Below are 13,983 nucleotides of genomic sequence, written 5' to 3' on the forward strand. Positions count from 1 at the left end.
ATGGTGGTCTAGCGGCGCGCGGGAAAGCTCTTCCCCACAAGTTTTAGACCTTCGAACCAGGCTAAACTGGCCGCCCCGCCAAACAAGGCAACCAACAGATCGTTCACATGCAGGACCTCAAAGTGAAAAAGGTCCCGCAGAACAGGGGTATAGAGGACGATCGCCAGCGCCGCCAGGGTCCCCCCCATTACCCACCAGAGAGCGGTATTCCTATGCCGGACGATCGTGACGATGTTCTGCGTCCAGGAGAGGTTGGTCAGGATCAGCATCAGGTTGGCAAAGACCATTGTGGCAAAGGTCAGGCTCCGCGCCTCCGCTTCGCTCTTACCAAGATAAAGGGCCAGCAGGAAGATCACCATCACGACCGCCAGTACGCTCAAACCCTGTAATAAGCTGATCAATAATGAAGCGCGGTCGAATAACCGGTCGTTCAGCGGGCGCGGCGGCCGCCGCATGGTCCCGCCCTCCTCCGGTTCGGCCTCAAAAACGGTCGAACAGGCCGGATCAATGACCAGTTCGAGGAAAGCGATGTGGGCCGGCAGGAGGACGATCGGCAGGTGGAAAAGTATCGGGAAAAGGGAGAGCCCGGCGATCGGCACGTGGACAGCAAAGATATAGGCGACCGCTTTTTTCAGATTGTCATAGATCCGCCGCCCCATCCTGACCGCGGCCACGATCGAGAAAAAATCATCATTGAGCAGGACGAGATCGGCCGACTCCCTGGCGACATCGGTCCCCCGCGCCCCCATGGCCACGCCGATCTGGGCCGATTTCAGGGCCGGGGCGTCGTTGACCCCGTCACCGGTCATCGCCACCACTTCATTATTCGCCTTCAAGGCGTTGATGATATTTAATTTCTGTTCCGGCACGACCCGGGCAAAGACATTGACGGAATTGATGCGCGCCTGCAGTTCCAGCCGGTCCATCGCCATCAATTCCGGTCCGGTGATCACTTCATCAGAGTTTTTCAGTCCGATCTGCCGGGCGATATATTTGGCGGTACCGGGATAGTCACCCGTGATCATGATCACCCGCAGGCCGGCCTCGTAACATTCCTTGACCGCCGGCGGCACCGTCTTCCTGATCGGGTCGGTAAAACCGATCAGGCCGATGAATTTAAAAGGAAAATCATGTTGCTGGGCCGGCAATTCCGTCCGTTCGAAAGCTCCCTCGGCCACCCCCAGCAAGCGCAGTCCTTTATCTGCCAATTCGGCAATGGTCCTGGCCAACGACTCTTTCTCCGCCGCGCTTAAATGGCAGAGGTCGGCGATCGCTTCCGGCGCTCCTTTGGCGGCGATGACATAATGCTGTTTGTCCGGCGACGCCCAAACATGCGACAGCGCCAACAGCTCCTTGGAGAGCGGGTATTCCCTGACCAGTTGCCAGGTCTGGTTAAGATGTTCGGTCCCGGTCAGCCAGTTCTCCGCGCAAGCCTTGATCTCTTTTTCGATCGGGTCAAAAGGGTCGCGCTGGCTGGCCAGGAGAGAGTATTCCATCAGGTTGTGAAATTGGTCCGGCAGTCGTTGCCCGGCGGCCGCCGAAAACAACTCGTTCCCGACGTAGAGCGTCCCCAGGGTCATCGTGTTCTGGGTCAAGGTCCCCGTCTTGTCGACGCAGAGGACGGTCGCCGCCCCCAGGGTCTCGATCGCCGGCATGCGGCGGGTCAGGACTTGATGTTTGGAAAGGCGCCACGCCCCCAGGGTCAGAAAGATCAGCAGGACGACGGAAAACTCTTCCGGCAGCATCGCCATGCTCAAGGTCAGACCGGCCAGGAAGCCATTGATCCAGCTCCCCCGGGTCAAGCCATAGACCACAATGACCAGGGCGCACAGGACCAGGCCGGCCAGGGCAAAAGACTTGATGATCTGGCCGGTCTCTTTTTGGAGCAGGGTTGATTCTTCCTGGATAGATTCGAGCGCCCGGCCGATCTTGCCGATCTCGGTCCCGGCGCTGGTGGAAAAAACCTGGCCGACCCCCCGCCCCTGCACGACCATCGTCCCGGAATAAACAAAGGGGAGGCCCTCCCCGCCCGGTTGCTGCGAGCTGCTCCGGCCATCCCACTCGCTCTTGCCGACCGCCAGCGATTCACCGGTCAGCAACGATTCGTCGAGCATCAAGTTACTATTAAATAGCAGCCGGGCATCGGCCGGAACGCGGTCCCCTTCGCGCAGCATGATAATGTCGCCGACCACGACCTCGCGGCCCGGGATCCGGAGCTGTTCCCCATTGCGGATGACCAGCGCTCGGGGTGACGAAAGGTTACGCAACGCCTCCAGAGCCCGTTCAGTTTTTCTCTCCTGGTAAAAAGTTATCCCGATGACGACCACCACGAAGGAGAGGAGCATCAGGGCGTCCTTTAATTCGCCGAGGACGACATAGATCAAGCCGCTGCCGAGCAGCAGCAAGAGCATCGGTTCGCGGACGACATGCCAAAGGAGTTGCAGCGGATTGCGGCGTTTCTGCGAAGGGAGCTCGTTGTAGCCGTTTTTCTTCAGCCGGGCGTCAACTTCCGCCTTGGTCAGCCCGGTCAGAGCGTTCACTTCAGTTTCGTTCATTCCGCCCCCACGCCAATGAACATCTTCCCCGGCAATTGCCGGACGATCTTCTTGAGCTCGAGCATCATCAAGATACTGGCCGCCTGCGGCGAGGAGACACCGACCTCAACGGCGATCGCGTCAATATGCTTCGGCTCATGAGATATAACCGCAAAGATCTTCTCTTCTTCCGGGCTTAAATTTTCCGGCTTGGATATTGTTGTTTGGGTTTTGGTATTTGTTTTGAGGTTGGATGTTTGAAGTTGGAGGTTTAACTCATCCAAAACGTCCTCAACCGTTTCCACAAGTTTTGCCCCTTGCTTGATCAGCCAGTGCGGCCCTCTGGACCCCTCAAGGCCGACGTTCCCGGGGACGGCAAAGACTTCCCGTCCCTGCTCCAGCGCTTCCTTGGCCGTGATCATCGCCCCGCTCTTGTAATCACCTTCGACCACGATGACCCCGAGCGAGAGGCCGGAGATGATCCGGTTCCGTCGGGGAAAATTACTCCGATCGCCCCGCTCACCCAACGGGAATTCCGAGACCAGGGCGCCGGACATTTCTATCTGTTCAGCCAGGGACTTATTGTCCGCCGGAAAAACGACGTCAACCCCGGTCCCGAAAACAGCAATCGTCCTCCCGCCCGCCGCCACGACCGCTTGATGAGCGGCGGCATCGATCCCCTGGGCTAAACCGGAGACGACGACGATCCCGAGCGCCGCTAGTTCACTCGCCAGTTTCCTGGCCGTGGCCAGGCCGTAACGGGAGGCTCGCCTTGTCCCGACAATGGCAATAGATCTTTCGCTTGGTTGTAACATCTCGCCGCGATAATAAATGACTGGCGGCGGATCGTAGATATGCTTGAGGAGTTCAGGATAATCGTCGTCAGCCAGGGTCAGCACTTTAACTTGCGCCGCCTCGACTTTAGCCAATTCCGCGTCAAGATCGACTTTGTCCCGGTTAGCCAGAAAAGAACTGATCGCTCTGGGCCGGAGCCCCTCGATCCCGCTAAAGTCGGTCGCCTGCCAAACCTGCTCGATCGAGCCAAAATGTTTCCAGAGCCGCTTGATCGTCACCGGCCCAAGTTCGGGGATATTATTGAGGCCTAACCAGTATTTGAGTTCTCTAAGCAATTAGTTCTCTTGCAAGGCCGATTTAAAGAGGTTTTCCTGGTCCGTTTCCGAAGCCGGCAGGGCCGGCAGGTCGGTCAGGGTCTGCAGGCCAAAATGACGGAGAAAATCTTCCGAGGTCGCGTACAGGTAGGGCCGTCCCACCGCCTCGCTCCGCCCCGCTTCTTTGACCAGTTTTTTGGCGATCAACGATTCGAGGATGTAACCGGAATCGACCCCGCGCAGCCGCTCCACTTCCACCCGCGTGACCGGCTGTTTGTAAGAAATGATCGCCAATGTTTCGAGCGCCTGGTGGGAAAGACGGGTCTCTTCCCGCGGATGGAGGATCAGGTTGACGAACTCGGCATTGTCCGGATTGGTCCCCATCAGATAACCGCCGGCGACTTTGACGATCTGGATCCCTTTGGCCGAGTAGTCGGCGATCAGCTCTTCCAGCATTCCGGCCAGGAACTCGCGCGGCGCGGCCATGACCTCTTCCAACTGCGCCAGCGAGAGCGGCTCGCGGGCAACGAATAATAAAGACTCAATTACCTGTTTCGCTTGGTTCGGTTCCACTTGCACTAACCTCCATAACTGTTTCTACGTCCAGTCGGGCAAAAACCAAAATGGTGCCGAAGCGCCTGTCCTGCGTGATCCGGATAAAGCGCTGTTTGGCCAGTTCCAGGATCCCCAGGAAGGTGACAACTACTTCCAACCTGGTCTGGCGGATGAAGAGTTCAATAAAGGGCAAGCCGTCCGCTCTGTCCGCCACCAGCCGTTTGATCTCGGCGATCCGCTCCTCGAGCGAGACCTCCTCGGCCACGATCTCGACGATCTTTTCGCGCTGGGCCGCCTCGCGGTAGACTTTTTGGAAAGCGACCACCAGGTCGCGCAGGGAAATATCGACCAGATCGATCTCACGGTCGACCGGCTCACCCTCATGCCGGCTGTAAATGCGGGCAAAAACGTCTTTCCGTTCCTTGAGGCCCAGGGCGACCTGCTTGAAGAGCTGGTACTCCTGAATATGGGCGAGCAGCGAGTCCTCCAGGACGGCCGTTTCTTCCGCCTCCGCGGTCAGTTCTTCGCGCGCCGGCAAGAGCCCCCGCGTCTTTTGCTCGATCAGGTAAGCGGCCAGGTAAAGAAAATCACCGGCCGTGACCAGGCTCGGCGCCTGTTGGCGCCAGTAATCGATATAGGCCGCGGTGATCTGGGCCAGCGAGACGCGGAAAATATCAACTTGCCCGTCGTCGATCGCCTTGAGGAGGAGATCGAACGGGCCTTCGAAAACCTCGGTCTTGACCCGGTAGCTGACCTCGGCCGTGATCATAAACCGATCGCCTCCTTGGCTTCGCGCAGGGTGGCGGCGGCAACCGCTCTCGCCTTCTCTCCACCGGCAAGCAAAACCTTAGCCAGCAAGTCCGGTTGTTGTTCAAAAGCTTTACGGCGCTCATGGAGCGGCGCCAGATAATCGACCAGCAACTGGGCTAATTCTTTCTTGCAGTCGACACAGCCCCGTTTGGCTGAACGGCACTCCACGGCCACCTGGTCGGCGCGCTCTTTGGCGAAAACCTGATAATAAGCATAAACCGGGCAGACCTCGGGATGGCCCAGGTCGTCACGCTTGATCCTGGCCGGGTCGGTCACCATGATGCCGATCTTTTTCCTGATCGTCTCCGGCAGGTCGGAGATGGCGATCGTGTTCCGGTAAGACTTGCTCATCTTGCGGCCGTCCAGACCGGGGAGGACGGGAAAAGCGGTCAGGGCCCCTTGCGGTTCGGGAAAGACTTCCTTGTAAAGATAATTGAAACGGCGGGCGATCTCCCGGGTCAGCTCGAGATGCGGGAGCTGGTCTTCGCCGACCGGGACCAGATCGGCCTTATATATTAAGATGTCGGCCGCCTGCAGGACCGGATAACCGAGAAAACCGTAGGTGCCGAGGTCTTTCTCCTTCAGCTCGTCGATCTTGCTCTTGTAGGTCGGCACCCGCTCCAGCCAGGGAAGCGGCGTGATCATCGAGAAGAGGAGATGGAGTTCAGCATGTTCCGGTATGTCCGATTGCTTGAAAATGACACACTGTTCCGGGTCCAGACCGGCCGAGAGGAGGTCGATCGCCACCTGCTTGATATCTTCGCGCAAATTGGCCGTTTCAGCGTAAGCGGTCGTCAGGGCATGAAGGTCGGCAATAAAAAAATAACAATTGTATTTGGCCTGAAGCTTGACCCAGTTCTCAACGGCGCCGATCAGGTTGCCGAGATGCAACCTACCCGTCGGTTGGATACCCGATAGAACTCTTTTTTTGCTCATTGCTTTCCGAAGGTATTATAGCATTGTCGGGTTTGACGTTCAAATAGCGGAGCGCGTAGCTGACCACCGACTTGAAGAGCGGCCCGGCAGCGCTTTCTCCCCAGATCGTCGTTTGCGGATCATCGAGGATGACCAGGGCGATCAGGTTCGGATCGGTCAGCGGCGCGACGCCGATGAACGAGGCGATAAAATGGCCTTTCAGATAACCGCGCCCGCCGGGGGCCGCTTTTTGCGCCGTCCCGGTCTTGCCGCCGGCCTTGAAATCGGCCAGCTGGGCCCGCCGGCCGGAACCGTTCATAACGACGCAGAACATCAACTTCAGCATCTCCTTGGCCGTCGCTTCCGAAACCGGCCTCCCCCGCTCTTCCCGGGAAAAGACCTTGATAAATTGGCCGTCATTGCTGGCGATCCGCTTGATAACAAATGGTTTGACTACCCGGCCGTGGTTAGCAAAAGCAGCTACGGCGGAAAGAAGCTGCAAGGGAGTGACGGCAATGCTCTGGCCAAAGGAGATCATCGCCACGTCGGGCTTGTACCAGTTATCCCAGCGGCGGACGATCCCGCGCGACTCGCCGTCCAGGCCAAAATCTGTCACCCGGCCGAAGCCGAACTGCTTGAGCCGGTTATAGAACTTTTCCGGCCCCATTTTTATGCCGATCTGGGCCGCGCCGGTGTTGATCGATTGCTCGAGCATCATGGCCAGCGACATGTCCGGGCCGGTCCATTTGATCTGGTGTGAATTTTCTATCACTTTGCCGCCGATCTCCAGCCGGTTGAGCGCCTTGAGCCTGGATGCAGGGGAGATCACCCGCTCTTCCAGCCCAGCGGCCGCCGTGATCAGCTTGAAGGTCGAACCCGGCTCATATGGATCGAGGAAGCGCGGATGCCAGAGCCGGCGATCGGCTTTCTTATATTCGTTCGGGTCAAAATCCGGTTTGGAAGCGAGGGCCAGGATCTCGCCGCTTTTGACGTCCATGACAATGAGCATTCCGGACTGCGCCCGCATCAACCGGACCTGTTCGGTTAGATCGCGTTCGGCCGCGTACTGGAGATTCTCATCGATCGTCAGGGTCACGTTCATCCCGTCTTCGCCGGGGTCGATCGTGCGCAGGGCGCCGTAGAGCTCGCGCCCTTCCGGATCACCTTCCGTCACGACCCGGCCTTCTTTCCCTTTGAGGTATTTGTCCCAGGCCAGCTCGACCCCGGACAAACCCTGGTTCTCCGAACCGACAAAACCGATCAGCTGGGCCGCCAGCCGGTTCTTCGGATAGATCCGTTTCTTTTCTTTGACAACAATGTAGTCGTCCGGCGCGCTAGCCTTGACCTTTTCGGCTTCAGCCAAGGGGAGACGCCGGGCGATCCAGGCAAAGCCGTGTTTCTGTTTGAAAATGGAAAAGGTATCGATCGAGGTCGCCAGGATCTGCCCGCGGCTGTCCAGGATATCTCCCCGATTGGCCGCCAGGTTGATGATCCTGGTCCGCTGTTCCTGTGATCTTTCGAGGAAGAAACGGTGCTGGATGATCTGCAGCCAGACCAGCCGTAACAAGATCACGCCGAGGATCACCAGGAAGAGGCCGAAGAGGAGCCGGAAGCGCTTGCCCTCTTTCATCTTAGCTCCCGCACAGTTCCAGGAGCATTATTTCAAAAAGCATCGCCTGGTGTTCGCCGCTCTTCAGCTTGAGGTTGGTGGCCAGCAACTTAGACATGATCCCCTTTAACTCTTCCAGATTAAAACGGCCCAAATTCTCGAGGCAGCGCTTGACGAAAAACGGACTGGCCGCGATCCCCTGGCCCGGCGCCCCGCCCGCCGGCTGGGCCTTAAGCTGGAGCATGATCCGGTACTGCCAGGCCAGCAAGCCGAGCAGTTGGAAGAGGTCTTCGCGATTGCGGAGCAGGAGTTGGAAGATATCCAGCGCCCGCCGGGCATTTTTCGCCCGCAGCGCGTCGAGCAGGGCAAAAGCATTGACCTCACCAGGCGAGGCGAGCTTTTCAACATCGTCCTCATTGATCTCCGTCCGCTCGCCAACGTAGGTCACGATCTTTTCGATCTCGTTATCCAGAGACCGGAGGCTGGAACCGGAGATTTCTTGTAATATCCGCGCCGCCCCGTCCGACATCACCTTGCCGCGCCCTTGCGTCCGCTCCTTGAGCCAAGCGATCAGCTCCCGCCCCTGCCAAGGGGCAAAAGAGCGGAACTCGCGGCACTCGGCATGTTCAGCCAGCCATTTAAAAAGTTTCGTCCGCTTATCGCTCTCCGGCCGGCGGAAAACGACCGTCACTCCAAGCGGGAGCCCCTGCAGGGCGGCGATGTATTGAGCCTGCTGTTCGGCCGGGACCTTGAAACGGTCGATGATGACCAGGCGGTCGCCGCCCAGCAAGGTCTGGGTGCAAAGGGCGGCCGAAAAATTTTCGAGGGATAAATTGGCGCCATCCAGATGCTCGAGGTTGAAATCCGGCATGGTAACCTGTTTTTTCAGCAGAGCGACCTGCTCATCGATGAGCCAGTCCTCTTCGCCGTAGAAACAGTAGATCGCCACCTGCTTTTTCATGTTATAGGTTAACTGAACTCTCCCAGCTTGAATTTAATTTAAATTATATAGCAATTTGAATGGATTGTCATTTATCCCTAAAGGCAAGGATTTTGCTCCCATAGTTTTAATGCTAAAGTTGAAATTCAAGCGAGTTTGTATCGATAATAAATCATGGTGACGTCCGCGATAAATAACAATATCTCCCTTTCCATCGGACCCTTGCCTGTTGCTCGCTTTTCTGCAGCAACAAAGAAAAAATTAGACACCGCTTTTTGGAATATGCGGTTGGAACAAGTACGCTCTTTTTTAAAAGAGGGAGGCTGGTCCGCTCTCTGTGAAAGACCACCTATTCTACTTGGTGAAGCGATCTCACGCATGAAAAAATCACCAACTGTTGGCAGAGTGGATCAAATTGCAGACAGTAATGTTCTTGAAGCAATTCAGGAGGAACGGCATCAGATTTTGCGTTTGGGAAGGGAAATCAGTGTTTTTCGTTTTTTTGGAACTCAAACATGGTTGCTGGTTGAGGGGGATGATGAAGGGGTTGATTTACCTGGACAGGGAGAATACAGTGATGTCGAAATACATAGCCATCCTTTTTCAGGCTATTGCTTGCCATCCATAGAAGATCTGACCAGTTGCGCCAACCTTTTTTTGCAGGGTCTGGGAATTAGCAGAAACTATATTCTTTCGCATGAAGGGATCGTTCAATATGATATTAAAAATGCTATTCCTCATTTTGTTTGGCACTCTCCTTTTATTTTTTTCAATGACTGTTTGTTTGGGACAGATGATCCGCCACCCGAGCAAAATGACTTCCGCTTGAAAACTTATCTCCAACACGGGATATCGATCCAGAGAATTGACTGGGACAGTTTTTGCCTGGAAGATTTAACCGACCAGAAAGAGGCGCATTCTATTACAACGCTGCTTGCATCTTCCGGCCCGGCGGAGCGAGTAGCCGGAGTTAATCTTGTTGATGTTGTAAGCAATTATAATCATTATGGCGATTTTCAATTAGCGGTCAATATTTTGCTTGAATTCTCTTCTGACCCATCACATTTAGTGCAGCTAATAGCCTTGAGCAAAGTTAGCGATGCAGTCTATGCCATTGGAAGCAAAAGTGATATGGGACGCGTTATCAGTGCTTTTAAAGATTCCGAATTCGAAATTGTTAGAAAAAAAATAAAAGTATTAAAGTTAGAGTTGGGCCTTTAAAACAAGAATGAACTCCTCAACACTGAAGACACCCAACCAAAAAAAGCCGACGGCCAGAATCTCCCGATGGACATTATAAATATAATAATAATGAAATCATCGGGATCCCGGCATTCCATATTATATATTGTCGTCGGGAGAACTGGCGATCAGTTGCCCCAATAAAAAGCCGACGGCCAGGATCGAACTGGCGACCTGCTGTTTACGAAACAGCTGCTCTACCAACTGAGCTACGTCGGCCCAAACTGAGTCCCGATGCAAAAAGCCGGCGGAGGGGATCGAACCCACGACCTGTGGTTTACAAAACCACTGCTCTACCAACTGAGCTACACCGGCGACCTACCAACGGCTCATCAGTAAACGGGCGTTATCGTTGCCGGGCAAAACCTGGCGGGTATCAACATCGACCAGCCAGTCAAAGGTCTCGAGCGCGCCGCCGCTCTGTTCACAAACATATTTGACGACAGACTTTTCACCCTTTTTACGGATCTGCCAACCTTTGGCCACGACCGGCGTGCCGAGCGATTTGGTCAGAGCGACGACCGACTTGATGGCCGATTCGAGGCGGGTCCCCTTGCTGGTCTTCTGGCCCAGGACAATCTTCAGCGAATCATCCGCGACCAGGGCCGAGACTGCTGTCCGGCCTTGTCCCCTGGCAACCGGCCCCGTGACGGCTGGCTTGACGGCCGTCCCCGCTATTCTCTCTCGCCCGAGGAAAGAGTGCAGAGCAACGCTCTCCGGATCGTTCTTCAGCCCTTCTTTCCAGGCGTCACGCGCTTCTTCCCTGAGACCAAGGGAGCGCAAACTTTCACCCAGCCTGACATAGGCCTGGGTCAGGTCCGGCCGCAGATCGACCGCCTGGCGGTAATTGGCCACCGCATCGTGGTAGCGGCGGAAGCGGAATGAATAGTTCCCCTGATCATAAAATTTCTGGGCAATGTCGTTAGCCGTTTTCCGGCTCTCCATATCCCGGTCATCGAGGCGGAGTGATTCTCCCAGCGCCTCGCCGGCAGCCGACAGGTTATTCTGGGCCAGGTAGGTCTTGGCCAGCCAGAGATGAGCTTTAGCCTGGCGGGCATCGACGTTAACCACGTTCTTGAAGTGTTTGACGGCGGCCGCGTAATTCTGGCCGTTGTAGGCCTGGCAGCCGAGCCGGAAAAGATCTTCGGTCGGCTCTTTGACGTTGGCCGAGGAGACCCAGCCTTCCTTACCGTCGTCAAAGACGACCTTATACCACAGCATCTTGGAGAGCGCGGTCAGGACCTGTCCCTGGTAAAGGACCCGTCGTGAGTCGCTGGAGACCGCCGAGCAGGTGGCAACCACGGTCAGCGGCCAGCCAGCATTGTCAAAAGCTTCTCCCTGGGAAACATTACTTGCCTTTGATGCGGTCGCTGACGGCCGTTCCACGAAAAACTCGACCGTCCGCTGGATGGCACCGCGTTCACCAGCGATCTGATAGCGCACCACGTGGACACCCGCGCCAACCCTGGCCGGCAGCTTATAGGCACTGCTCCAAGCGACGCCATCCTTGCTGGAAAGCTCGATCCGCTCCGAGCTAAAATCAAAGAGCGCCTTGACCGATTTGACCTGGTTGGCCGTCCTGACGCCGAGCGAAATGACCCGTTCTTCCCTAACCGTCTTGGGATAGACCAGCGCTTCGACCCAAACCAGCGAGAGCCCCTCACCCGGCTGGGTCGGACCCGCCTTGAGGCTCATGTTCTCCCGGTCAATTACCGCATCGGCCGCCCAGACCCTGCCTGCCGGCAGGCAGGCGAATCCGGCCAGCAACATGATAACCGCCGGCAAAACTAAGCTTCTTTTCATTTTTTTCCTCCTCATCAGTATGTCAGCAGCAGGTTGTCAAGCGCCACCTCGACCTCGCCCTGCGGTTTATCCGTTAATAAGGTCAACTGGATCTTGAGCAAGCCGCCCGAACCGTCCTTATGGTCGGGGTTCCAGACCCCATCCCCATGGCCGGGATTGTCCAGCCGAAAGGCCGAGAACGGAATGGAGATCCTGGTCCAACCCGGACCGAGGATTGGTACCTCGGCGACCCACTTATCATCACTCGTCGCCAGCCAATCGCGCGCCGGGTCCTGTTCCAGCACCAGGTTGCCGTTATCGTCATCAAAGAGCTCGATCTTGATCCTCCCGGCGTGGCCGTTACCGTAAGCGTCCATCTGCAGCCGGGTGAACGGCGTCCCGTCAGCAAAGATATCGGTGCCAATGCCGCCGGCAAACCAGTTGGTCGCCCGCCCTTTCAGCTGGAGCGAGTAGTCGCCGCATGATTCGGCAATGACGTCCCGGACCGTTCCTTCGAGCGAAGGGTTTTTGTCAACCAGTAATTTGACCTCGCCGAACTTATACCACTTGTCCGGTTTACCGGACTCGAAATTGTCGATCAAATAAAAAGAGAACTCGGCCCGAGCCACCACCAGCAAGCCCAGACAGAATAAAGAGACTAAGAGAATTCGCTTCATTTTGTTTTGCGCGAAACTCTGCCTGGTTTTCGGACTACCCCCTTTATGATTTTTCCGCCTGAGGCGGAATTTTTAGGCGCGGCCGGCTTGGCCCGCCCCTTCGCCTTGACCAACGGGACAGAAGCTTTCAAGACCAGCTCCTCTTTTTGCGCCCGGAGCTTTTCACATTCTTTGCTTAAGACCAGATTGCTTTTTTCCAGGACATCGCGGGTCTGTTTCAGGTCGTTCAGGCAGCCGTTGACCCCCTGGACTTGGCCGGAGAGTTCGGTATTCTGCAGTGAGAGCTGCTGGTTATCGATCTTGAGCTGGTCGACGATGAAAGCCAGCTTCTCGAGCTTCTCTTCCTGGCCCCGGTCGGCCAAGACAGGGGCCGGGCCAATGACCGAAGACAAACCTCGGCTCCGCCGGCGCCAGGCCAGCGACATCGCGGCCGCCAGGCAAGCGACCAGGCCGACCGCCAGGAAAAACGGGTTAAGGTGTACGGCTGGCGCGGCGTTGGTCGTGCCGGCTAAAACCTGGGTCAAGCTTGGGTTCATCTTTTTCTCCTTCCCTCTGATCTCCAGTATAAGGTAAGCCAGCTGGCAAAAAATGGCGCAGGCCGGAATTGAACCGGCGACGCCTGCCTTTTCAGGGCAGCGCTCTACCAACTGAGCTACCGCGCCATTTTTTGACCCGCGTGCGACTCGAACGCACCACCACTTGCTTAAAAGGCAAGTGCTCTACCTGATGAGCTAGCGGGTCGCGCTGACTTTATTATAACATAAACGGGCCCGGCCGGATTTTCCCGACGGACATTATTAATTTAAAATAATGGAAACGTCGGGATCCCGCCGCTCCGCTATATTAAATATAATAGTGAGGGCGGGAGAACACTCAGCATCTATCGTGACAGGCGACTCAAACCCCTCTTGAAATAAGTGTATCACGAAGGATAACCCTGTTTCAAGGTGGTTTGAAATGGCTTTAAAGCAGTTTGATTGTGTTTGTTAAAAGATTGTTTGAAGGATATTAAGAAATTAATAATTATGCTTGAATAGGGCCTAACGGCCCATCTCTCTTTCGAAGCAAGCATCGCAGGGCGAGTCTTGTTTTTCCGCTTTGTCTTCTTTCATAATGGCATACTTTGTGCCACATCTAGGGCATTCCAAGACAGTTGCCTTCTGATGACAAAAATAACAATCAGCCTCATCTACCTTACTATCCAGATTAACTAAAATTGTTTCATTCAAACAATATGGGCATTCAAGCTCTGTATAGGATGAGCCTTCTTTCCCATAGGGCGTATCGTCCCCCATTCTCGACTTAGCTTTTTTGTCTCTTTCCTCATAAGAAAACACTAACTCTTCGATTTTCTTCCAGTCCGCATCGCTAACCTGGTCTTCTATTTCCACGCCCAGTTTCTCGCTTGAAAACACACAGATATAATTCAACGCCTTCCCCAATATCCACTCGGCATCTTCCTTGCTTAGATGCACCTCATAATGTTGTATGTTATTTCTTTCGATTCTCAGGAATTTCAATTGATCTGCTTTGTCGTCATCTGTTAAATCGCATTCCCTCAAACGATTAAGTAGCTCTTTATAATCTACTGTGTGCGAGCCCGTGTGCACCGGTTTCTTATCCGTATAAATTAATTCCGGACTTATTCTACGAAGAGATTCCTTAAGGAGGAGCTCGACCCCCTGATAAACACTAAGGATGGCTTGCTTATAGTCAGATTCCGCGAAATGCTTAACGCCATGATTAATTGAGTCAACGCCATTCTCAAACAAATTAAGTTTTAACATACTTAGCAACCTATCAGACAATA

General features: G+C 55.3%; 12 protein-coding genes and 4 tRNA genes. 1 reads left to right on the forward strand and 15 read right to left on the reverse strand.

Features of this window, described 5'->3' with window-relative positions; genetic code table 11:
- Positions 1-8: 8 nt before the first annotated feature.
- From WC903_02115 to holA, 7 genes are read right to left on the reverse strand one after another with little or no spacing between them, the layout of a single operon-like run.
- Positions 9-2,555: a cation-translocating P-type ATPase gene (locus WC903_02115; protein ID MFA5892752.1), complete on the reverse strand. Its 2,547-nt coding sequence runs from the start codon at positions 2,553-2,555 to the stop codon at positions 9-11.
- Complete coding sequence (gene dprA, locus WC903_02120) at positions 2,552-3,664, reverse strand: DNA-processing protein DprA (GenBank protein ID MFA5892753.1); 1,113 nt, start codon at positions 3,662-3,664, stop codon at positions 2,552-2,554. The genes WC903_02115 and dprA overlap by 4 nt, the downstream gene beginning before the upstream one ends.
- Positions 3,665-4,216 (reverse strand): SMC-Scp complex subunit ScpB, encoded by a 552-nt coding sequence (scpB, locus tag WC903_02125; protein ID MFA5892754.1) that lies wholly within the window; start codon positions 4,214-4,216, stop codon positions 3,665-3,667.
- Entirely contained in the window at positions 4,185-4,967 is a 783-nt protein-coding gene (locus tag WC903_02130; GenBank protein MFA5892755.1) for a segregation/condensation protein A, read from the reverse strand. Before WC903_02130 ends, scpB begins: the two co-directional genes overlap by 32 nt.
- The gene (gene trpS / locus WC903_02135) at positions 4,964-5,944 is read right to left on the reverse strand and encodes a tryptophan--tRNA ligase (protein MFA5892756.1); all 981 of its coding nucleotides are present in this window, start codon (positions 5,942-5,944) and stop codon (positions 4,964-4,966) included. The genes WC903_02130 and trpS overlap by 4 nt, the downstream gene beginning before the upstream one ends.
- Positions 5,901-7,553: a penicillin-binding protein 2 gene (locus WC903_02140; protein MFA5892757.1), complete on the reverse strand. Its 1,653-nt coding sequence runs from the start codon at positions 7,551-7,553 to the stop codon at positions 5,901-5,903. The genes trpS and WC903_02140 overlap by 44 nt, the downstream gene beginning before the upstream one ends.
- 1 nt (position 7,554) lies before the next feature.
- Complete coding sequence (holA, locus tag WC903_02145; protein ID MFA5892758.1) at positions 7,555-8,493, reverse strand: DNA polymerase III subunit delta; 939 nt, start codon at positions 8,491-8,493, stop codon at positions 7,555-7,557.
- A 153-nt stretch (positions 8,494-8,646) separates the two neighbouring features.
- Between holA and WC903_02150 the strand changes: the two genes are divergently transcribed.
- Positions 8,647-9,693, forward strand: a complete 1,047-nt coding sequence (locus WC903_02150) for a hypothetical protein (protein ID MFA5892759.1) — start codon at positions 8,647-8,649, stop codon at positions 9,691-9,693.
- Positions 9,694-9,860: 167 nt separating this feature from the next.
- Here WC903_02150 and WC903_02155 read toward each other — a convergent pair.
- The 8 genes from WC903_02155 to WC903_02190 all read right to left on the reverse strand — a co-directional run bounded on the left by WC903_02155 (position 9,861) and on the right by WC903_02190 (position 13,960).
- Positions 9,861-9,933, reverse strand: a tRNA-Thr gene (locus WC903_02155).
- Between the two features lie 23 nt (positions 9,934-9,956).
- Positions 9,957-10,029 (reverse strand) — tRNA-Thr (locus WC903_02160).
- A gap of 3 nt (positions 10,030-10,032) precedes the next feature.
- Complete coding sequence (locus WC903_02165; GenBank protein MFA5892760.1) at positions 10,033-11,517, reverse strand: tetratricopeptide repeat protein; 1,485 nt, start codon at positions 11,515-11,517, stop codon at positions 10,033-10,035.
- A 14-nt stretch (positions 11,518-11,531) separates the two neighbouring features.
- The gene (locus WC903_02170) at positions 11,532-12,173 is read right to left on the reverse strand and encodes a hypothetical protein (GenBank protein ID MFA5892761.1); all 642 of its coding nucleotides are present in this window, start codon (positions 12,171-12,173) and stop codon (positions 11,532-11,534) included.
- Complete coding sequence (locus WC903_02175) at positions 12,170-12,709, reverse strand: hypothetical protein (protein ID MFA5892762.1); 540 nt, start codon at positions 12,707-12,709, stop codon at positions 12,170-12,172. Before WC903_02175 ends, WC903_02170 begins: the two co-directional genes overlap by 4 nt.
- A gap of 53 nt (positions 12,710-12,762) precedes the next feature.
- Positions 12,763-12,835 (reverse strand) — tRNA-Phe (locus WC903_02180).
- Positions 12,836-12,841: 6 nt separating this feature from the next.
- Positions 12,842-12,914 (reverse strand) — tRNA-Lys (locus WC903_02185).
- Between the two features lie 299 nt (positions 12,915-13,213).
- Positions 13,214-13,960 (reverse strand): hypothetical protein, encoded by a 747-nt coding sequence (locus WC903_02190; protein MFA5892763.1) that lies wholly within the window; start codon positions 13,958-13,960, stop codon positions 13,214-13,216.
- Positions 13,961-13,983: the final 23 nt, after the last annotated feature.

Source organism: Candidatus Margulisiibacteriota bacterium (genome assembly GCA_041658645.1).
Taxonomy (GTDB): domain Bacteria; phylum Margulisbacteria; class WOR-1; order O2-12-FULL-45-9; family XYB2-FULL-48-7; genus JBAZZV01.

Bases quoted from the DNA above. Each gene is read 5' to 3' on its own strand.
- WC903_02115 (MFA5892752.1), bottom strand. From the start codon at position 2,555: ATGAACGAAACTGAAGTGAACGCTCTGACCGGGCTGACCAAGGCGGAA.
- holA (MFA5892758.1), bottom strand. From the start codon at position 8,493: ATGAAAAAGCAGGTGGCGATCTACTGTTTCTACGGCGAAGAGGACTGG.
- trpS (MFA5892756.1), bottom strand. From the start codon at position 5,944: ATGAGCAAAAAAAGAGTTCTATCGGGTATCCAACCGACGGGTAGGTTG.
- WC903_02140 (MFA5892757.1), bottom strand. From the start codon at position 7,553: ATGAAAGAGGGCAAGCGCTTCCGGCTCCTCTTCGGCCTCTTCCTGGTG.
- WC903_02190 (MFA5892763.1), bottom strand. From the start codon at position 13,960: ATGTTAAAACTTAATTTGTTTGAGAATGGCGTTGACTCAATTAATCAT.
- WC903_02150 (MFA5892759.1), top strand. From the start codon at position 8,647: ATGGTGACGTCCGCGATAAATAACAATATCTCCCTTTCCATCGGACCC.
- WC903_02170 (MFA5892761.1), bottom strand. From the start codon at position 12,173: ATGAAGCGAATTCTCTTAGTCTCTTTATTCTGTCTGGGCTTGCTGGTG.
- WC903_02165 (MFA5892760.1), bottom strand. From the start codon at position 11,517: ATGAAAAGAAGCTTAGTTTTGCCGGCGGTTATCATGTTGCTGGCCGGA.
- WC903_02175 (MFA5892762.1), bottom strand. From the start codon at position 12,709: ATGAACCCAAGCTTGACCCAGGTTTTAGCCGGCACGACCAACGCCGCG.
- WC903_02130 (MFA5892755.1), bottom strand. From the start codon at position 4,967: ATGATCACGGCCGAGGTCAGCTACCGGGTCAAGACCGAGGTTTTCGAA.